The organism is Secundilactobacillus paracollinoides DSM 15502 = JCM 11969 (assembly GCF_001311135.1).
Classification (GTDB): domain Bacteria; phylum Bacillota; class Bacilli; order Lactobacillales; family Lactobacillaceae; genus Secundilactobacillus; species Secundilactobacillus paracollinoides.
This window is the reverse complement of sequence record NZ_BBAG01000012.1, coordinates 1-19,371: the sequence shown is the minus strand read 5'-3', so window position 1 is coordinate 19,371 and position 19,371 is coordinate 1. Positions and strand designations below refer to the sequence as shown.

The 19,371-nt window shown below is 48.0% G+C and carries 13 protein-coding genes and 6 pseudogenes; 3 read left to right on the top strand and 16 right to left on the bottom strand.

All coding sequences use genetic code 11. The features are described 5' to 3' along the window. Positions 1-7 precede the first annotated feature (7 nt). Together JCM11969_RS06095 and JCM11969_RS06090 are read left to right on the top strand one after the other, a co-directional pair. Positions 8-367, top strand: a complete 360-nt coding sequence (locus JCM11969_RS06095) for a GIY-YIG nuclease family protein (RefSeq protein ID WP_054709441.1) — start codon at positions 8-10, stop codon at positions 365-367. After that, entirely contained in the window at positions 367-1,023 is a 657-nt protein-coding gene (locus tag JCM11969_RS06090) for a chloramphenicol acetyltransferase (RefSeq protein WP_054709437.1), read from the top strand. The genes JCM11969_RS06095 and JCM11969_RS06090 overlap by 1 nt, the downstream gene beginning before the upstream one ends. Positions 1,024-1,062: 39 nt before the next feature. On the opposite strand, the gene JCM11969_RS06085 is transcribed toward JCM11969_RS06090, so the two are convergent. From JCM11969_RS06085 to JCM11969_RS06045, 10 genes and pseudogenes are all read right to left on the bottom strand, one after another. After that, complete coding sequence (locus tag JCM11969_RS06085) at positions 1,063-1,323, bottom strand: helix-turn-helix domain-containing protein (protein WP_054709434.1); 261 nt, start codon at positions 1,321-1,323, stop codon at positions 1,063-1,065. A gap of 175 nt (positions 1,324-1,498) precedes the next feature. Next, positions 1,499-2,335, bottom strand: coding sequence for an SDR family NAD(P)-dependent oxidoreductase (locus JCM11969_RS06080; protein ID WP_054709430.1), 837 nt, complete (start codon positions 2,333-2,335; stop codon positions 1,499-1,501). 16 nt (positions 2,336-2,351) lie between these two features. Next, positions 2,352-3,426: pseudogene (gene aroB / locus JCM11969_RS06075) on the bottom strand (3-dehydroquinate synthase). Position 3,427: 1 nt separating this feature from the next. Next, a pseudogene (aroF, locus tag JCM11969_RS06070) lies at positions 3,428-4,455 on the bottom strand (3-deoxy-7-phosphoheptulonate synthase). Between the two features lie 714 nt (positions 4,456-5,169). After that, positions 5,170-7,482, bottom strand: a complete 2,313-nt coding sequence (locus tag JCM11969_RS06065; RefSeq protein WP_054709427.1) for an FAD-dependent oxidoreductase — start codon at positions 7,480-7,482, stop codon at positions 5,170-5,172. Then, positions 7,475-8,431: an FAD:protein FMN transferase gene (locus tag JCM11969_RS06060; protein WP_054709503.1), complete on the bottom strand. Its 957-nt coding sequence runs from the start codon at positions 8,429-8,431 to the stop codon at positions 7,475-7,477. The genes JCM11969_RS06065 and JCM11969_RS06060 overlap by 8 nt, the downstream gene beginning before the upstream one ends. A 76-nt stretch (positions 8,432-8,507) precedes the next feature. Further along, a pseudogene (gene aroD / locus JCM11969_RS06055) lies at positions 8,508-9,181 on the bottom strand (type I 3-dehydroquinate dehydratase). Between the two features lie 65 nt (positions 9,182-9,246). Then, a complete protein-coding gene (locus JCM11969_RS17025; protein ID WP_156319275.1) occupies positions 9,247-9,669 on the bottom strand; it encodes an MFS transporter in 423 nt (140 codons plus the stop codon). Between the two features lie 103 nt (positions 9,670-9,772). Then, positions 9,773-10,492 (bottom strand): MFS transporter, encoded by a 720-nt coding sequence (locus JCM11969_RS17020; RefSeq protein ID WP_082409204.1) that lies wholly within the window; start codon positions 10,490-10,492, stop codon positions 9,773-9,775. A 162-nt stretch (positions 10,493-10,654) separates the two neighbouring features. Beyond that, positions 10,655-11,536: a shikimate dehydrogenase gene (locus tag JCM11969_RS06045; RefSeq protein ID WP_054709424.1), complete on the bottom strand. Its 882-nt coding sequence runs from the start codon at positions 11,534-11,536 to the stop codon at positions 10,655-10,657. 151 nt (positions 11,537-11,687) lie between these two features. Between JCM11969_RS06045 and JCM11969_RS06040 the strand changes: the two are divergent. Then, positions 11,688-12,616 (top strand): annotated as a pseudogene (locus tag JCM11969_RS06040) (LysR family transcriptional regulator). A 681-nt stretch (positions 12,617-13,297) separates the two neighbouring features. Here the strand turns inward: JCM11969_RS06040 and JCM11969_RS06035 are convergent. The 6 genes and pseudogenes from JCM11969_RS06035 to JCM11969_RS06015 all read right to left on the bottom strand — a co-directional run. Then, positions 13,298-14,542, bottom strand: coding sequence for an MFS transporter (locus JCM11969_RS06035; protein ID WP_054709420.1), 1,245 nt, complete (start codon positions 14,540-14,542; stop codon positions 13,298-13,300). Between the two features lie 309 nt (positions 14,543-14,851). After that, positions 14,852-15,924 (bottom strand): annotated as a pseudogene (gene aroB / locus JCM11969_RS06030) (3-dehydroquinate synthase). A 1-nt stretch (position 15,925) separates the two neighbouring features. Further along, positions 15,926-16,941, bottom strand: a pseudogene (aroF, locus tag JCM11969_RS06025) (3-deoxy-7-phosphoheptulonate synthase). A 39-nt stretch (positions 16,942-16,980) separates the two neighbouring features. Beyond that, the gene (aroE, locus tag JCM11969_RS06020; RefSeq protein ID WP_054709417.1) at positions 16,981-17,850 is read right to left on the bottom strand and encodes a shikimate dehydrogenase; all 870 of its coding nucleotides are present in this window, start codon (positions 17,848-17,850) and stop codon (positions 16,981-16,983) included. Between the two features lie 721 nt (positions 17,851-18,571). After that, positions 18,572-18,745: an LPXTG cell wall anchor domain-containing protein gene (locus JCM11969_RS17015; protein ID WP_082409203.1), complete on the bottom strand. Its 174-nt coding sequence runs from the start codon at positions 18,743-18,745 to the stop codon at positions 18,572-18,574. A gap of 185 nt (positions 18,746-18,930) precedes the next feature. Next, positions 18,931-19,371: MucBP domain-containing protein (locus JCM11969_RS06015; RefSeq protein ID WP_162231456.1), on the bottom strand; the 441-nt coding region annotated here is incomplete at its 5' end.

Sequence of the window (19,371 nt, the reverse complement as noted above, 5' to 3'; positions counted from 1 at the left end):
CATACTCATGACTGACCACAAAGCGTTGAAGGACGCCTATAAACGACAATCCACCTACTATGGTGTCATTCAGATCACCAATACCGTGAACCATAAGATCTACATCGACACCGTACCGAACACCAAAAATCGCTGGAATTACTACAAGTTCAATCTTAAAAATCACACCTATGGGCACACGCCATTGCAGGCCGACTGGGACGCTATGGGGGAAGACGCCTTTACGTGTGACGTCCTTTGGGAAGAGAAAACGGATGACGTGGTTAACCTGCGTTATGAACTGCGGGAATTAAAGAAAAAATGGTTCGAAAAACTGCAGCCGTTTGGCGATAACGGCTATAATACCCCGCTTAAGGAGCTAAAATAATGACCCCAACCTTCACACCAATTGATTTACAAACCTGGCAACGCCGGGATTACTTTTACTACTTCACTAAAATGATGCCGACTGGCTTTACCGTCAACGTGGACGTGGATATCACTGCCACCTACGACGCCGCAAAATTGGCTGGCTATCACTTCAACGCGGTCTACCTGTATCTGATGACGCGGCTGATCAGCGAACAACCAGAATTCATGATTGCCCAACGCGGGAAACAATTGGGTTACTACGACCATTTGACACCGTCATATTCGGTATTTCATGAAGACGACCACACGATTTCCGGCATTTGGACTGACTACAATGCTGATTTGGCAGTATTTAACGCCAATTATGAGGCCGATAAAACACAGTACAGCGACCAACACGGTGCTGTTGCCAAGCCGGATCAACCAGAAAATGCCTACATGATCAACATGAATCCGTGGCTGCACTTTAACAGTTATACGCCGCTATCGTTTAACGGTCTACCCAACTTTTTACCAGTGATTGAAGCCGGCAAGTATGTGCTTCAGGACGACCGGCGAACCATGCCCGTTTCGTTTACCATTCACCATGCGGTTGCGGATGCTTGGCATGTTAGCCATTTTTTTAAGAAGCTGCAGGAAGCATTGAATAAGCCGGAAGATTGGCTTAAATAGACTTAAAAAGGATCTCCACTAATCTGGAGATCCTTTTTGTTACGCTGGAACAACGGTTAATTCAAGTTTCATCCCTAATCCATCCGCATACTGACTGAGTATTTTAAGGGTTGGCATTGTCTCTAGCAGTTCAAGGCTAGTGACTTGAGCCAGACTCATACCACTCCTCTTAGCCAATTCTTTCTGGGAAACCTTCAAATTCCATCTCTTTGAAACAAGTTGGACTAAGGCGTCTATCAAAACTTTATCCACTGGTGAAATTGCGGTCAGTATTTTTTCAAATTCCTGCCATGTTGTCATCTTAGCGCCCCTTCGAATGCCATGCGTCGCTACACATTCAGGCACCTGACGTTTCGGTTGATGACAAGCAATGTGTCCTTGTGACCAAAATCACCTTTACACAACCTTTACACGTTCAACACATTACCCTTACATTGGTTCGGTATACTAGTCTCAACAACTCAGCCATCTGCCGTTACTTATTTTGGTGATGTGCCTCTGCATAACCGCGACGACCACCAGGCTTAGGAATCATATCCTGCATCATGATCCCGATACCGCCATCCACTGCCAACTCTGCGCCGTTGGTGTAGTCTGACCGGTCACTGGCCAAATACAGCACGCTGTTGGCAATATCGTCCAGCGTCCCGATTCGCCGGCTAGCAACCAATCGCGTCCGGCCACTTTCCACATCAGGATCCGCGTAAAAGCTCTCCGACATCGGTGTTTTTACCAGACACGGCAAAATGCAGTTACTCCGAACGCCGTACTGGCCCCATTCAGCCGCGATCTGTTTGGATAACATATTAACCGCCGCCTTAGTCGTGCTATAAGCGCCACTATAGGTTTCAGGGAAGTAGGAAGCGACCGTTGAAATATGCACCATCGTGCCCTTTCTTTGCTTGATCATCTGTTTACCGAATCGCTGGGCCATCAAGAAATAGCCCGTGACGTTGATGTTTAGCGCCGTCTGCCATTCATCCAGCCGCAGATCTTCAAGTGGCGAAAACCGTAAAATAGCCGCTGTATTTACCAGGATATCGACGCGACCAAACGTGGCAACCACCTGTTCAACGGCTGCGTCCACCTGTGTTTCAGCCGTCGTATCGCAAGTCAACGCCAACGTCTTCACGCCAAATTTAGCCGCTAAGTCGGTCGCATACGCTGTCACCTTATCCGCCAGCAGGTCGACCAACACGACGTTAGCCCCCTGTTTCGCAAATTCAGCACAGATCTTCGTCCCCATTCCGCCAACGGCCCCAGTAACAACGCACACTTTTCCGGTTAACCCTAACCAACTCTTTTCTGCCATGTTCAAGATCTCCAATCTAACCTGCTGTAAGCTTCAAAAATGACCCAATTTCCGCACTTGGAATCGACACGATCTGTGGCGCACCAATCGTCTTAATCATGACCAAATTGAGGTGCCCATGCCGATTCTTCTTGTCGTTTTTCACTTTATCCAACGCTGCTGGCAAGTGTAGCAACGGTGACGTTGTCGGTAATCCAACCGCTTGTAAACGGTCGCGGAGCTTATCGGTGATTCCGGCCTGTGCATCACCATTGTTCTCGAAAAGTTGCATGATAGCGACCATGCCAATGCTGACCGCCTCACCGTGCCGCAAACCGCCATCTGCCAATGCCTCAACCGTGTGGCCAAGGGTGTGGCCAAAGTTTAGCAGTTGTCGTTGACCACTCTCTTTTTCATCCCCCATCACCACGTCGGCCTTAAATTGAATCGACCGGGCACTGAGTTCTTCAGCGTGCGTCATGATGTCGGCTGGTGAATTGATTGTTTCGATCAGCGACCAAAACGCACCACCAACCATGGCCGCCGTTTTGACAATTTCGCCGTAGCCTTCCACCAAATCACGCTGTTGCAACGTGTTCAATGTATTAGAATCGATCAGCACTAGATCTGGTTCGTAGAAGGCCCCAATAATATTTTTGATGCTGTCCAGATCTACTGCGGTCTTCCCGCCAACGGAACTATCGACCTGCGCTAACAGTGACGTTGGCATCTGAATGAACCGAATGGCCGCGCATATAGGTGGCGGCTAGTAGACCCGTTAAATCACCCGTCACACCACCGCCAAGCGCAATCACGCCGTCGTCGCGGTTAAACGCATCCGCGGCTAATTGACGCGCCAAGTCACCCAAAACGGTCAGTGATTTCGACGATTCTCCAGCGGGAAAGTCGTAGCAAAATACCTGAAACCCAGCCTGCGTTAAAGTATCCGCGACCTGCCGTTGATACAGTGAGGCGACGTTAGAATCACTCACCAACGCAATTTTGCACGGTGACCAGACATTCGCCACCAACTGACCGGCTTGTTGCAACAGCCCAGCGGCAATCATGACCTGATAAGTCTTGTTTGTGAGTTTGACATCAACAGTTTTCATTTTAATGCCTCGTTTGTGGTTCCGTGTCAGTCTCTTCTTCGTCCATTCCAAACAGGAGATCATGCACCGCAACCGCCTTTTCAGCTAGGTCTTTGAATTCGTTTGGCTTCAATGCTTGCGTACCGTCTGATAACGCGTGAGCAGGGTCGTCATGAATTTCCACGACCAGTCCTGAAGCCCCGGCAGCTGTCCCGGCCAAGGCTAACGGCGTAACAAACTCAGTGTGCCCAGCGGCATGACTTGGGTCAATAATCACTGGATAGTGGGTCAATTTCTGCAAAACAGGGACCACACCTGCATCCATGGTGTTGCGGGTGTATTTGTTATCAAACGTCCGAATCCCCCGCTCAGCAATCATAATATTGTGGTTACCGCCAGCCGCAATGTATTCAGCGGCATTCAAAATATCGTCAACCGTTGCGGACATGCCACGCTTTAGCATCACTGGAATGTCAGTCTGCCCCACTGTCTTCAGCAACGAAAAATTTTGCATATTCCGGGCACCAATTTGGAAAATATCGGTGTATTTGGCAACCATTTCAACATGTTCGTCATCCATGACCTCGGCCAGCACATCCATACCGAACGCATCAGCAGCTTGACGCAGATACTTCAGACCGTCTTCCCCAAGTCCTTGAAACGAATAGGGTGATGTCCGCGGTTTAAACGCACCACCACGTAAAACAGTTGCACCGTTCTCCTTAGCAACCCGCGCCATCTTCAGCACATGTGCTTGTGATTCAACGGAACAGGTCCCGCCATTAGGGTAAAATGATCACCACCGATAACACTGTGCTTCGTTTTAATGACCGTATCTTCTGGATGAAATTGACGGCTGCCTTGAACGGCCTTAGGCTCATCCGTAATCAGCTCCTCGGCAGCAGCCTTCTCCGATCCAATCAGTTCATCTGCAGTAATACCGGCAATGGCAACGCGGTTCTCATGGACAAACACATCGTGATGGTCGCCAAAGTGACGCTTTAATTCAGTCACAACGGATTCTTGACCTGGTTTCAATACAATTATCATTCTATGAATTAACTCAGTTTTCTTTATATTTTCTATCAATAGAAAAGAAGGTAGCAATAACAATGACACAACGTTATCACCACCTCCTTAGGTTTAAAGTGCAAAGTATTTTCTTTAATTGAGTGATTCATCTGGTGCAAGTATGTCGCTTCGTTGCGCCGGTCGGCCCTGCAGGCTGAGGTGGGGTCGCTCCAGAGCTATTGAATTTCTTTACAGAAATTAAGAATCTCCTACGTCTCCCGTATTAGTAAGCGACCAAAAGACGGTCGCTAACTAATACCGACACCACAGCCTGCAATGCCGACCGGCTCCACTACGCTACGTTACTGTTATCCTCATCATAGATAGTAAGGCTTCATAAATGTTGTCATGAAACCTGTTAATCAATCGTTATCTGTGTCTAGAACGTGGTGAGAAACGTAGCTGTCAATGGTCTTACTAGCAGTCGAGGGCGAATTCTCCGCAAACTCGGTTTAACGCCATTGTGATACTTAATCAGTGATAGAAAGTAAGCTCAACGTCAGTGGAATGAAGCAATTTGGCACGGAGCTGTGGTGTCGACATCAGTTAGCGACCGTTCTTGGGTCGGTTACTGATGTGCGAGTCGATGGAGATCCATTCGAGAGCTGCGCAGCAGAAATCGAATTAGCTTCATCGCGAGCCACTCTCAGCGGAGTGCCAAATTGCGGAATGCAACGAACTCAGAACAACTAATTAAACTTCCTGAGCCTTCTTATCTTCATCCGCACTCTTCAACGCAATGAACTGAACGAAGTTACCAAAGCACTGCTTCAAAAAGCTAACACTGCCGGGATCATTAATGGTGCCGTTATCCTCAAACTTAGTTCCAGCTTGTGGCAACATGAATTCATTTCCTGGCATCACTTCAGCGTCAACACCTGGTGCATCCAGAATTTGACGGAGATTCATCTGGGCGCGAACGGTGCCTTGAATCCCAAGCGACGTACCAACGATCATCACTGGTTTGCCAGTAAATGGGTGTTCAGCACATGAGAGCCATTCGATTGCGCTCTTCAACGCTGCAGGCACTGCGTGGTCGTATTCCGGCACACCGATGATCACACCATCGGCATCGTCGATCTTTTGACCAAATGCCTTAACGTTCTCGGGTTCGTCGTTGACCAGGTCTTCGTTAAACAGTGGCAACTCCTTAATTTCGCACAGGTCAATGTCAGCTTGGGTATCAAATAAATCTTGCATAGCAGTCAGTAGTTTCCGGTTGTAAGACTTTGAAGCATTCGTCCCAACAAGGGCAACTAAATTGACTGCGTCCGGTCCTGCCGCTTTGAGACGATTCGCGTTTTCGCTAGCCGCTTCCCCAGCAACATACCCAGAAGAAATGCCCCATGAGTTCATCATACTTGGCATTGAGTCATGGCCGTTCGCACCGCCGACAACTTCACCAGCAGCGTAGTAGTTCGCAATTGGCTGGTCATCCGTGTTCACGAGTTGCATCTTGTCAGCGTTGACGGAGTAGCCGCCCAAGGTTGTGGCAAACCGGCCCCGTTGTTCAACCATGTAGAAGGTGTCTCCTTCGAATGCGTGTAGGTATTCAGGCTGACGATCGAATTCAGGATCCTTACCTGCCTTAGCATAGCCTTGATAGTTTTTAACAGTCTCTTCAAGTCCGGCAACGTCCACGTGAGCAGCCGCAGCGACTTCTTCAAGGGAACCTTTAACAAACAATGGTTCCTTATCCTTATTATCAAAGAACTGCTTGATCTCTTTTTCAGTGAAGTCATGCAGGACCAAAAGCTTGTAAACTTCTTTCCAGGTCCGTTCGTCCATCAACATGTAGGACATCCGGTCTGGTTGTTGCAGGATGGCATCACGGAAATCAGTATAGACAGCTGATTCGTTAACGATCCGCTTCCCCTTTGAGTTCACGTAGAGGGCACCGAGATCAGTGGCTTCCTTTGAAGCATAGGTGGTCAACTTAGCGATACCCGGTTCCGTTTCAACACCGTGTGGATAGATCTTGTACCAGCCCATGTTGTGGGACTTCAGGTTCAGATCCTTGTTAAAGCTGTAGGCGTCACCAGTTGAGGTCATTGGGCCATAGTAGTCAATGCCTTCACTCTCGGCACCACGCATTTTTTGGTTAGCACCGTAGCCACCGGAAGCCAAAACGATTGAGTGCGCCTTAATTTTAAAGGTTTCATTCTTAGCTTCAGCTACCAGGCCGATCACTTCACCCTTGCTGTTTTCGGTCATGTCTTCGACCCGGGCACCGAGGATGATCTTGCCACCCTTGTCTTGGAAGGCTTTAGAAACTTTACTGATAAATTCAAAACTAGAGGCAGTCGGTAATTCAATTTGCCGTTCAACGGAGTGTTCTGGAGTTTGCGTTTGTGCTTTTTGATAGTGCAAATCAGCAAAGTCACTGATGAAATCAATGGCTGGACCAATGTTGTTGGCCATCAATTTTGTTAAATCAGTTAAGTTCGTTTCACGTGATTCACGCGCAACATCTTGTGCCAACCGCACTGGGGTGTCTTCAGTGTGACCCAGCGCTTTTTCAGAGACCTTTGAGCCAGTCCCAACAACGTTAGAGCCGTTTAAGATGGTGGCACCGCCCATGTAGCCGTTCTTTTCAACTAAGATAACGCTTTGGCCCTCAGTCAGGGCGCGGGCACCGGCAACTAATCCGGCTTCACCGCCACCAATGATGACAACGTCGGCCTTCAAACGCGTTGTGACGTGGGTAACTTCTTTCTTTGGCTTTGGTGTCAGCTTAACGTCCTTGTCGTCCGCAACTGCTTCCTTAGCTGAATCCAGAATAGCTTGCGTCATAACGGTTGCCCCGCTGATGGCGTCCACGTCAAAGGACTGTTGTTCAATGATGTTGGCCTTCAGTTTGTCGATGACCTGGTTAAAGATACCTGACGTTTCAGAGTGCTTTAAGATCTTTAAATCTTCAAGCTTGTTATCGTTAACGTCTAGTTCGTAATTGATGATCCCGTTGTGACCCATTGCGGATCCTTTGATTTGTTTTTCGTTACTCATATGAAAACACTCCTTTATTTGTGACGGTTAAGCCGCTCGTATGATGAACAGCGTTGGTTTGGTCGATAAATATCGCTTCAACATCCTTGCGCCCTTCCACCATGGCTAGACCACGCTCACAGCCCTTAAAGAAACAGACTGTGGATAAGACCTCGGCAAGTTCGGAATTATCGGTGATGATGGTGACCTGTTGCACGTCATTTGTGACGGGAAAACCGGTCTGCGGGTCTAAGATATGGTGGTAAGTGCGGCCGTTGATTTCAAAATGACGTTCGCGGATGCCTGATGTGACAAATGTTTTAGCAGGGGCTTGCACCTGAAGTCGGGGTCGGCCCCGTTGCTGTTGCGGATCTTGAATGCCGATCTGCCATCGGCCGTCAGACGTGGCTGGATTCGTCCCCAGAATCTGAACGTTGCCGCCAAGGTCGATGATGGCACTGGTAATCCCCTGATCCTGCAACTGCTGACTAATCTGATCAGCAAAGTAGCCCTTGGCTATCGCGCCCAGATCGAGCTGCATGCCCGCCTGCGCCAGATACACAGAATGCTCATTTTCGTTAAGCACCACATCCGCAGAATGAATGAGCGTCAGTCGTTTGGCAATTTCGGTCTTTGGTGGCACCTGAGCGCCGCCAAACCCGATCTTCCACAGCTTGACCAGCGGCCCCATCAACACGTTGAAACTATCCGCATGTTTGCGGGTATAGTGAATGGCGTCCTGAATCAGACCATAGGCGGTATCGCTAACCGTTACCGGTGCGACGCCTGCTTGCTGATTAATGCGCGATAACTCTGAATCACCCCGGTTCGCCGAGAAAACGCGATCCATTTGGGCTAAATAATCATAGACGCTTTCGACAGCGTCCTGATTTTGTTCAAATAACGTCAAAGAGATGATCGTGCCCATCATCGAGAACTGCGAAACATATCTTTTTGACTTGGTATGCATTGGCATGGGGTTGATCACCTCCTTAAGGTGTGACTATTCAGTTTGGTCCGGCTTAGGACAACTTGAGATCTTCAAGTTAAACCTTTAAGTGGTCTAATGCAACTTGACCAGGGGCTGATGCAGCACCCACGGTACCAAAACTGAGACTTGAGCCAAAGACTTCACCAGCGATCCGGGAAACTTTCCCAAGATCACCCATAGACATTGTGATAATTGGTTTAGATAACGATAAACTTGCTCTATGAGTAGCCTCCAGGAGAGTGATGACATCCTGGACTGAATTTGGCATGACGGCCATTTTGGCAACGTCAGCACCGTATTCAACCATGCTGGTCAAACGACCAACAATGTCATCTTCCGCTGGGGTCTTGTCAAAGTCATGATTACTCATGATAATGACAACCTTTTGAGCATGTGCTTTCTCGATAATCCCTTTAACAGCTGATTCTTCGTGATACCGTTCAACGTCTAACGCGTCAGTAAAGTCACCGGCAACAACGTTTTCGCAGACTTGGAAATAACCGGCGTCGTCTAAAACGAGTTCGCCGCCTTCACCCTTTGTCCGGAACGTGGTGAGTAGGCTAAATCGCCAATGGCGTCGTGCAATGCCTTACCCGTTTCAGCTAATCGATCAGCGTCTAGCACGCCATCAAAGAAATCGATCCGCCATTCAACTACGTCGGGTTGGGCAGCCTTAATGTCGGCTGCTTGACTTAAGATGTCTTCCTGCGTTTTTCCAGTGATCGGCACGGCAATCTTTGGCCGGCCGCTGCCAAGAACGGTGTTCCCTACTTTAACTGTTGGGTTTGCCAAGATTAAGCAGCTCCTTCCTGTACTTCTTCATTAGTTTGAGCATCTGAATGTTTGAAAAGATGGTAGTAACGAATCGTGATAATAGTTGTAACGATGAACCCGAGGGCTGCGATAATAATATCGAACAGCCAAATGTTTGCCAGGTTCGTGGACATCATCCCGGTGAACAGCGGAATGGTGAAGGATGCAATCGAACCAGCCGTGTAGAAGATCCCGGTAATGGTCCCCTTGCCTTTCGGGAAGAAGGATGACATCACAGTCAACGCTAATTGCATGACCCCACCGGCGGCTGAGAAGCCAACCACGAATGACATGATGGAACAGATCATTGCGGTTGGGAACAGGTACATCAACAACAAGGCAACAAATGAAATCGCGGTGTAGATCGACAAGAATTGAATTTCTTTGACAGCCTTCTTAGCCAAGCTGCGGTGACGAACACACAAACTAGCGAGCCAACACTGTAGTAACTGACAAGTGCCCGTGAACTGGTCTCACCCATTTTTGCAATCGATGAGCCATATTGACTCAACCATTGACTGACCAGGTAGAAGGTCGCTTGAGAAATGTACCCGTAAAGGATGAAGAGCACGCCATCAAACCAGATGTTACCAGGACTCTTGACGTCAGCAACGTCTTCCTTTTCTTCCTTGGCTTTTGCTTCGGCTGCGGCCTTGGCATCAGCGTTTGGTGCTGGGAAACGACCTCGACCGTCATGAAAATGATGTTCAGCAATAGGATCGCGATACAGATGACGAATGACCAGCCATACCAGATATTGTCGGCGATTAGGAAGCTGACAAATAGTGGTAATGCAAACTGACCAGCTGAGATAAACGCCTTAATGATGACGTTTGACGTCCCCTTAGCATCTGGGAACATTTCCATCAGTGCTGGATACGTCCCGGAATCCAGGAACGAGTTCGCCATCCCGGCAATGATCCCGAAGATGTAGGCGACCACGATCGAGTGGCTTAACAAGATCCCAGCGAAGAACAGCAGGTACGTTGACGCCCCTAAGATAACGAATGGCTTGCGGCCAAACTTATCTGACAGCATCCCAGAGACCAGCAGCACGATCAACCGACCGATACCAAGTGATGAAATGACCACGGCAACGCCACCGGCATTGGTGCCCCATTGTTTGGCCAAGAACGACATGTTTTGTGCTAAAACGATGACCCCGATACCATGAACGAAGTAGTTCAGGTAAAGGCTGATCGCTGTTGGCATATACTTGTTTTTCATAATGAATACCCCTTCAACAATTTACTGACACCATTAAACGACTGGATACTTGGTGACTTCATGTCACGCGTTGAAAGGGCTCAATATGTGTGTCGGATATGCCCTTTCACAAAGGATGAATCATCGTTTTGATGCAGCTTAGTGCGTTTATCTACTATATGGTTAGTTGTCGCCGTTAAACAAAATGTCGCGGATGTAGTCAACAGGCATTTCCTTACCCGTCCAAAGCTTGAAGGCTGCGGCGCCTTGTTCAAGCATCATACCCAACCCGTTGAAGACGTGTTCAACACCAGCTTCTTCAGCAACTTCCATCAACTTAGTTGTCCGTGGGGCGTAGACCGTATCGAACACGATCAGATCCTTGCGGAACCATGATGGGTCGCTCACTAAGGTTTGACCTTCCAACGGGTTCATCCCAACGCTGGTGGCATCGGCATAGATGAAGGCGTCGTCGATTTCCTTCTTGAAATCATCCTGGTCTTCCAAGTGGTGCAATGTGGCTTTGCAGTCCGTCTTTTCGTTGATCAGATCAACGTTGCGTTGTGCTTGGGCCAAGAATTCATCATCCCGGTTGAAGATAGAAATTTCTTTAACACCATCTAATGCACATTGAATGGCAATCGCAGTTCCGGCACCACCGGCACCAGCTAACGTCATCTTCTTGCCACGAATGTTGATGCCTTCGTCGTCCAATGACTTGATCATGCCGATTCCATCAGTGGTGTACCCTGTCAAAACACCGTGGTCGTTAACAACGGTGTTAACAGCGCCAATCATTTCAGTAGCTGGGTCAAGTTTATCTAATAAAGGAATAATTTTTTGCTTGTTTGGCATTGAGATGTTTGAGCCTCTCATGTCCAATGTTCTGATAGCGTTTACAGCACCTTCCAAACCATCATTTGTGATTTCAAAAGCAAGGTATGCGTAGTTTAAACCCAGTTTTTCGAAAGCATGGTTGTGCATTGTAGGAGACATGGAATGGCGAATAGGATAAGCCATTAAGCCGATTAAAATTGTGTGTCCATCTAGTTGATTCAAAGACATGAAAATCACTCCTAAGTTTATTTAATAAGGTAAAGACATTAATTGTTACTCAATTCACTTGCAATATTATCATGGCAATTTATCAAAATAAATAATACTCAGCACTTTTTATGATAGAATATATCTATAAATAGCAAGGAAGGCTAAGACTATGAACTTACGTCACCTACAATTTTTCCGCGAATTAGCAAAAACACAACACATGTCCAAGGCGGCTGAAAACCTTGGTATCTCACAACCGTCACTGAGTTACGCCATTAAAAAATTAGAAGCTGAAGTCGGCGTCCCGTTGTTTGAACCCGACGGTCGCAATATTAAACTGACACAAATTGGTAAGATCTATCTCTCGTATATCGACAACAGTCTGGACAGCCTGTCCCAAGGAAACGCTATTGTCCGCCAATTAACGAATCCGGACCAAGGGCACGTCAATTTAGGATTCACCTATACCATGGGGCAACGACTTGTGCCTGAGCTGATGACCCACTTTAAGGCGCAAAAAGAAAATCAAAAGATCAGCTTTGATCTTGGCCAAAACACCACCCCACAACTTTTACAGGATCTGTACAACGACAAGTACGATGTCGTTTTAGCGTCCTATTCTGAATTCTTTAATGAACAGGAAGCTGATAATGTCTTTCAGTTCATTCCCATCGTCAAGCAAGCCATTCGGGTCGCTATTCCAGTCGACCATCCGTTAGCAACCAAGGATAAGATTTACTTCAAAGACCTGGAAAAATATCCGATGATTCTCTTTTCAAAGAATAGTGCTTGCGCCCATTAATTGATAAAATCATCGCCAGCAGCGGGATCAAACCCAATGTTCTGTATGAAATCGAGGAAGACTACACCATCGCCGGCTTCGTCGCGAACGGTGTCGGCATCGCCATCATGCCAAATCTCCCGTTGCTGAACCAGGACCGCGTTTTGTTGCGGCCAATCGAAGACAACACCACGAGCCATGATCTTTATCTCATCACCAAGCAAAACCACTTTGTCACCCCATCCGTTCACCGGTTCCACAATTTCGTTCGCAGTTATTGTCGGCAGACGTTCGCTAGTGCTAAGCAGTTGATTTAATGTGCTACACTGTCGATTCGTTGCAGGCATATGTCAGTCAACACCTGGTGCCATTAGTACTTCGACGCCGCTTCGTTGCGCCGTTCGGCCCTGCAGGCTGAGGTGGGGTCGCTCCGGAGCTATTGAATTTCTTGTCAGAAATTCAAGGATCTCCTACGTCTCCCGTGTTACTAGGCAAGGAAAGAACCCTTGCCAACTAACACCGACACCACAGCCTGCAATGCCGAACGGCTCCACTACGCTACAATCCTTGAAAGCCTCAATATTGAAAATGAGTGTTCATAGCAGTGCTCAGAAGCCAGTTAGTTTATCCAGATTGTCAACTGACACATCGTAAGAAGCATTGCTATTGAGAGTCTGGCAGCAGTCAAGTGCGGATTCTCTTCGAACATGGTCTAACGCTAATGTGATGCTTAACTTATCCGAAAAATAAAACTCAACGTCAGTGAAATGCAGCAATTCGGCAGGTTGTCGTGGTGTCGACATCAGTTAGCGACCGTTTCTTGGTCGGTTACTGATGTGCGAGACGACTGAGATCCACTCGAGAGCTGCGCAGCAGAAATCGAGTTAGCTCAGTCGCGAGCCACTACGACGGCCTGCCGAATTGCGGAATGCAACGAACTACTATGGACAAATCAAAAAACAGATACCGCTCACTCGAGCCATACCTGGTTTTTTAGTTTAAATCAATTCTTCTTCCGTTACACCCTCAGCATCAGGCTTCTTCTGCCGTAGAATCACCATCACTGACAGTGCACATAAGATGCCGATCAGTGCGATGCCCACGTCAAACCACATGATGCTGTGAACGCTTGTTTTCGACAGGATACCTGTAAATACGGGGATCGAAAACGACGCGATGGCGCCCGCCGTATTGTAGATGCCCGTGATTCGACCCTTGGACCTTGGAAACACATTGCCCATAATCGTCAAGCCAATCTGCATCACGCCACTGGCTGCTGAACAGCCGATAACAAACGAACCGATATACATCAACCAGCCAACTGGGAACATCGCCATCAGCAACAGCGTCACAAACGACAACAGCGTGTCACCCACCATGAACCAAACGGGTTTGATCACGCGTTCCACCAGCATGACCGTTGTGATCACACCCAGAATCGAGCCGACACTGTACACGCTAACTAGCATCCGTGCATGCACCATGTCCAGTTTAACGACTGTTTCACCGTACTGGGTCAGCCACTGACTGATTAGATAGAAGGTGGCCATAGAAATGTAGCCGAAGATGGTCAACACAACCCCCAGCAACAGTTTGCGCGGCGTCATTTTTGACTTTTCCTCTGGTGCGGTTAACACGCTCTTCGTGGTGTCAATTCCCAGATATGGTGCAACTTCCTGCGCCATATCTGGGAACTGTCGGTGCCACATCACAACAAAGTTGATGGCTAAGGCAACCACACAGAATGTAAATGACCAGCCAAACCACAGATTGAAGCCTTCCAAGGTCGCAACAAAGATTGGCAAGATCAGTTCACCAATTGACGCAAACGCCTTGATTAAAATATTGGCGGCGGCTTGTTTTTGCGGATACAGCTCCATCAAGGCCGGGTAAGTCCCAGTATCCAAAAACGAGTTCGCCATTCCGGCTAAAATCCCAAAGAAGTACGCCTCCACCACGGTGTGCGACAAAATAATGCCCACAAAGAAACAGATGTAGGTGGCGATTCCAATTTTAACGAATAATCGCCGGCCAAAACGGTCTGACAGTGCGCCGGCAATATAGAGCACTAATAACCGACCAATCCCCAGTGATGAGATCACATAGGAGACGCCCGCGTCCCCGACGTGCCAACGGGTACCCAGTGCCGTCATATTTTGCGCCAAGATCACAATGGCCATCCCGTGGATCAAGTAATCAAAATAGAGACTAAAGGTGGTCTTTAATCGTTCTTTTCGTGACATTTTTCTCACCTGTACCTTGATCAGATTTGAATTGAGTAACCGTCAGTACAAATGTTCAGTAATTAACATAATTAAATACTATTTAAATTTAAATGGTGGGCATTGTCAAGAAGAATTCATCCGGCACTTTGGTCTCGCAAAATCCTGGGAAACAAAGATAGCTATTCTACGCCGTTTAAACCGTTTTCAATTCCAAACAAAAAGAAAGCACTTCCCAATGCTTTCTTTTTTAAAACTTTACAATGATATGGCTTTTGAAACGCATGACCTGCCTAACTTATGGTTATCATGTGCATTCCCAAACACATGTTATGCTTCAGGTAGGTGTAAAAATGTTGAGATTTCTTCTGTTGGAATCGACTTGATTTCAGGTTCACCTAAGGCCTTTAGGTAAACCAGGTTCAAATGGCCGTGACGATTTTTTTTATCGTTTTTGACCTTGTCGAGTACCAGTGGTGAAGTTAAGAGCGGTGATGTGGTCGGCAGATCAACCGCCGCCAGCCGGTCCTTCAAGGCTGCTGTAATGCCTGTTTCAGACAAGCCCGCATCTTCGAAGACCTGCATCAACGCGAGCATCCCAATGCTGACTGCTTCGCCATGCCGTAGGTCGCCGTCAGCCAGTGCTTCGACTGCGTGACCCAGCGTGTGGCCAAAGTTCAGGAGCTGTCGGGTGCCGCTCTCAGTTTCGTCCGCCATCACGACCTTCGCCTTATACCCGATGGAACGGGCGCTGAGCTCTGGCGAATGTGTCAGCAGATCAGCGGGCGAGTCGATGGTTTCGATCAGTTTCCAAAAGTCACCACCTTCCAAGGACGCTGTTTTGACGATTTCGCCATAGCCCTCAATTAAATCGCGTTGTTTCAACGTTTGTAAGGTGTCTGGATCAATGATGACCAGGTCTGGTTCGTAGAACGCGCCGATGATATTTTTGATCGTATCCAGATCCACAGCGGTCTTGCCGCCGACGGAACTATCGACCTGTGCCAGTAGTGATGTGGGGATCTGAATGAAACGAATGCCGCGCATGTAGGTCGCTGCCAGCAGACCTGCGAGATCACCGGTCACCCCGCCACCCAAGGCAATCACCCCGTCATCGCGGTTAAAGGCAGCAGCGGCCATCTTTCGAGCCAGGTCTGCTAGCACTGTCAGTGATTTTGATGCTTCACCAGCTGGAAAGTCGTAGCAGTGCACTTCAAACCCTGCTTGTTCCAGCGTTTTGGCAACGCGTTCTTGGTAAAGTGGTGCAACGTTGTCATCACTGACAAGCGCAATTCGTCTTGGTGACCATAATTTAGCCACCAGGCGCCGGTTTGGTCCAGCAGCCCGCGTTCGATCAACACATCGTATGACTGGTTCGGTAACGTGACGGATACTGTTTGCATCTTAGCGCCCCGCTTCCGCTTGCTGGTTATCCATGCCGGTCAGCAGGTCGCGGATAGCGAGTGCCTTTTCGGCCATTTCCTTGTATTCGTTTGGCTTCAAGGCTTGGGCACCATCGGAGAAGGCGTGGGCTGGGTCATCATGAATTTCAACAACTAATCCTGACGCACCAGCAGCGGTTCCGGCCAAAGCCAATGGTGTCACAAATTCAGTATGGCCAGCAGCGTGTGATGGGTCAATGATCACTGGGTAGTGGGTCAATTTTTGCAAAACAGGCACAACGCCAACATCCATGGTGTTCCGGGTGTACTTGTTATCGAAGGTCCGGATGCCCCGTTCGGCAATCATGATGTTGTGGTTGCCACCAGCAGCAATGTATTCTGAGGCGTTCAAGATATCGTCAACCGTTGCGGACATCCCGCGCTTCAACATCACTGGAATGTTGGTCTTCCCAACAGCTTTCAAGAGTGAGAAGTTCTGCATGTTGCGGGCGCCAATTTGGAAAATGTCAGTGTACTTGGCGACCATTTCAACGTGTTCGTCATCCATGACTTCAGTCAAAACGTCCATGTTGTATTCATCAGCGGCCTTGCGGAGAAATTTCAACCCGTCTTCGCCTAATCCTTGGAAGGAGTATGGGGAAGTCCGTGGCTTGAAGGCCCCGCCACGTAAGATCGTTGCGCCACTGGCTTTGGCCACGGCAGCCATCTTTAGGACGTGTTCCTGTGATTCAACGGAGCATGGCCGGCCATCAGTGAGAAGTTATCACCGCCGATAACGCTGTGTTTTGTTTGAATAACGGTATCTTCTGGATGGAATTCACGGCTGCCTTGAACGGCTTTTGGTTCGTCCGTGATGATTTCTTTGACAGCGGCTTTTTCGCTGGCACTCAGGTCTTCAGGAGTAACACCCTGCAAGGCAACGCGGTTGTTATGGACGAATAGATCGTGGGTGTCACCGAAGTGTTGTTTCAGTTCTGAGATAACGGCTGGATCTTCTTTAGTCAATACAATAATCATTTTGCATTCCTCATTTCTGGTTTGGGTTAGTTTTTTAAGTTATTTTGCGACAAGACTGAGTAGGTGGTCGTTCACCACTTCTTTGACAGTGGCAACCGGCATTGGTTCTGACGTCCACTGGACGAACGACCCGGCTGCCTGGTGAATCAGCATGCTGATGCCGTTCATGGTGCGGCATCCCTGTTGTTTAGCGACCTTCAGAAAATTTGTTTCCAGTGGGGCGTAAATCGCATCCGCCACAAACTGTTCTGGCTGCAGTAACGCCATGATGCTGTCATCGAGCGGGATCCCCGTGTTGGTCCCCATCCCGACGTTGGTGGTGTTCATGATAATGTCGGCGTCGCTGATGGCCGTTGCCATGGCATCCAGGTCCTCATATGGGAGCACCCGGATGTTGGGCGACCAGCTGGTCAGCTGATCATGGATGGCGTCAAAGGTGCGGTTATGCCGTTTAAATACGGTGATGATCGCCCCGGCTTCAGCACTGGCCGCAACCACTGCCCGACCAGCGCCACCAGCACCTAAAACGACGATGTGCTTGCCCTTGACTGTGAGTCCCTCATCGGTGAGGGCATCCACAAACCCCTGGCCATCGGTGCTGTCCCCCACTAAGTGACCGCTTTGGTTAATAATGGTATTCACGGCACCAAGTCGTTTGGCCATCGGAGTCAACTCATCCATGTAGGGGATGACCGCTTCCTTGTACGGCATTGAGACGTTCGCGCCCCGTACTGACAAGGCTCGCAATGAGGCCACCGTGTCACCTAATTCTGCCGCCTCGACATCGAAGGCTAAGTAGACGCTGTTGATGTCCAGGGTGTTGAAGCTCGTGTTGTGAATCAGCGGCGACAAACTATGATGTGCCGGTGCTGCAATCAATTCAAATAAATCGGTATGTCCATCAAACATTTCTCTTTTCCTCCTTGTCAAAATCTAACGGTCGCTGTTTTGACCCATCGCCGTTATTCATCCGAAGATAAACAAAAATCCCGCAGTGTATGTGCACTGCGGGAAAGAATTTCTGCCGAATAATCTAATATAATCGGCGTTTATCGGTTCACACAGTGAGTAAAACTAACTTTCTTAACTGTGTGACCTAACCATGTTGAAAAACTATTGGTCGCACAGGCTGCTTGAGAGTGGTGTCTGCAACCCGTACGTTGTAGACACCTACCTGAACCAATAGTAACTAAATCGATTTGAATTTCGGTTTATGCTTTCTGTCATGATTGTTAGCTTCTAAAAATTAAATTAGATTTTGATTGCTTTTAACAATAAACTATCTTGGCGATTCTGTCAACGATTAATGCGTTTTTAATTTAACTTATTTATTGAATATTGAGATAATGTCTATTGATGAAACTGCTATCTCACGGGATTATATTGGATGAAAGCTGATTAGTCAGGGATTTAAAAACTTTTTAAAATTTATTTTTCAGTCTTTTGATGATTACGCTTCATAACTATTATAGGTTAATACCATAATATATAAATTATAATAATCTTATTTCATCATTCACTCTGTTTAGTGATTCAAACCGTTCTCTAATATTAATCGATGCTTTCAGCATAAAACAAAAGGCCAACTCTCTTGCGAGTTGGCCTTTTGTGTGTCTCTAAATCCGAATGATTACTGTTGTTTCCGTTTTCTAGTTAAGGCTAAACCGAAGAGTCCCACAAGGAACCCCAACAGCCCTAATGTGCCCGATTCACGTGTATCATTTGTCTGTGGCAACGTTGTTTGCGGCGTTGTCTTTTGCGCTTGATTGCCATACTGGCCAGTTGTTTTTGCTGGTTGCCCCATTGACCATGTGATGGTCTGGGTCGAAGTAACCGGTGCGGTCGTTTGGCTCAGATCAGCCTTTTGACTGGATTGAACAGTGGTTTTAGCCCCAGTCTGTTGAAGCTGACCGACATGGACTGGCTCTTCTGTGCCATCCGTGATATCTGAATCAGTTTGCTGTGTGGTTGCTGGTTCATCAGTGGTGGTTACAGGCGTGTCACCAGGGGTTGATGGTGTTTGGTCATCCGTTGACGTGCCCGTTGTCGGGGTGTCGGTTGTGCCTTGGCCATTGTCTGGTGAACTGACGATGTTTTCTGGTAAACATAAGTGATGACTTGATTGTCCGCTGTAAAGGTGCCAGTTGGTGTGGCTGATCCAGTTGCAAGGCTTACATAGGTGTACCCAGGAATATCCTGATGGGTAACCAGATAGCCGTTACCAACGCTAGCCGTTTTTGTAACCGATGGTGCAAGCGGATTGCCATTCTCGTCCACATAGTTGATGGTTAGGGGCCCGCTCTTTTGTGGCGTAGTCTCTTGTCCAATGGCTGAGTATAACAATGTAATCGTCTGCGGGGTTTCCGTTAAAGTCCCGTCTAATGAAGCTGAATCCGGCGCAACGCCAATAGTCTGATAACCAGAGTGTTT

What these genes read in the sequence shown, in the direction of transcription:
- JCM11969_RS06085 (WP_054709434.1), bottom strand. Translation starts at nt 1,323, where the DNA reads ATGACAACATGGCAGGAATTTGAAAAAATACTGACCGCAATTTCACCA.
- JCM11969_RS06035 (WP_054709420.1), bottom strand. Translation starts at nt 14,542, where the DNA reads ATGTCACGAAAAGAACGATTAAAGACCACCTTTAGTCTCTATTTTGAT.
- JCM11969_RS17015 (WP_082409203.1), bottom strand. Translation starts at nt 18,745, where the DNA reads ATGGGGCAACCAGCAAAAACAACTGGCCAGTATGGCAATCAAGCGCAA.
- JCM11969_RS06065 (WP_054709427.1), bottom strand. Translation starts at nt 7,482, where the DNA reads ATGAGTAACGAAAAACAAATCAAAGGATCCGCAATGGGTCACAACGGG.
- JCM11969_RS06095 (WP_054709441.1), top strand. Translation starts at nt 8, where the DNA reads ATGACTGACCACAAAGCGTTGAAGGACGCCTATAAACGACAATCCACC.
- JCM11969_RS06080 (WP_054709430.1), bottom strand. Translation starts at nt 2,335, where the DNA reads ATGGCAGAAAAGAGTTGGTTAGGGTTAACCGGAAAAGTGTGCGTTGTT.
- JCM11969_RS06090 (WP_054709437.1), top strand. Translation starts at nt 367, where the DNA reads ATGACCCCAACCTTCACACCAATTGATTTACAAACCTGGCAACGCCGG.
- JCM11969_RS17020 (WP_082409204.1), bottom strand. Translation starts at nt 10,492, where the DNA reads ATGAAAAACAAGTATATGCCAACAGCGATCAGCCTTTACCTGAACTAC.
- aroE (WP_054709417.1), bottom strand. Translation starts at nt 17,850, where the DNA reads ATGTTTGATGGACATACCGATTTATTTGAATTGATTGCAGCACCGGCA.
- JCM11969_RS06045 (WP_054709424.1), bottom strand. Translation starts at nt 11,536, where the DNA reads ATGTCTTTGAATCAACTAGATGGACACACAATTTTAATCGGCTTAATG.
- JCM11969_RS06060 (WP_054709503.1), bottom strand. Translation starts at nt 8,431, where the DNA reads ATGCATACCAAGTCAAAAAGATATGTTTCGCAGTTCTCGATGATGGGC.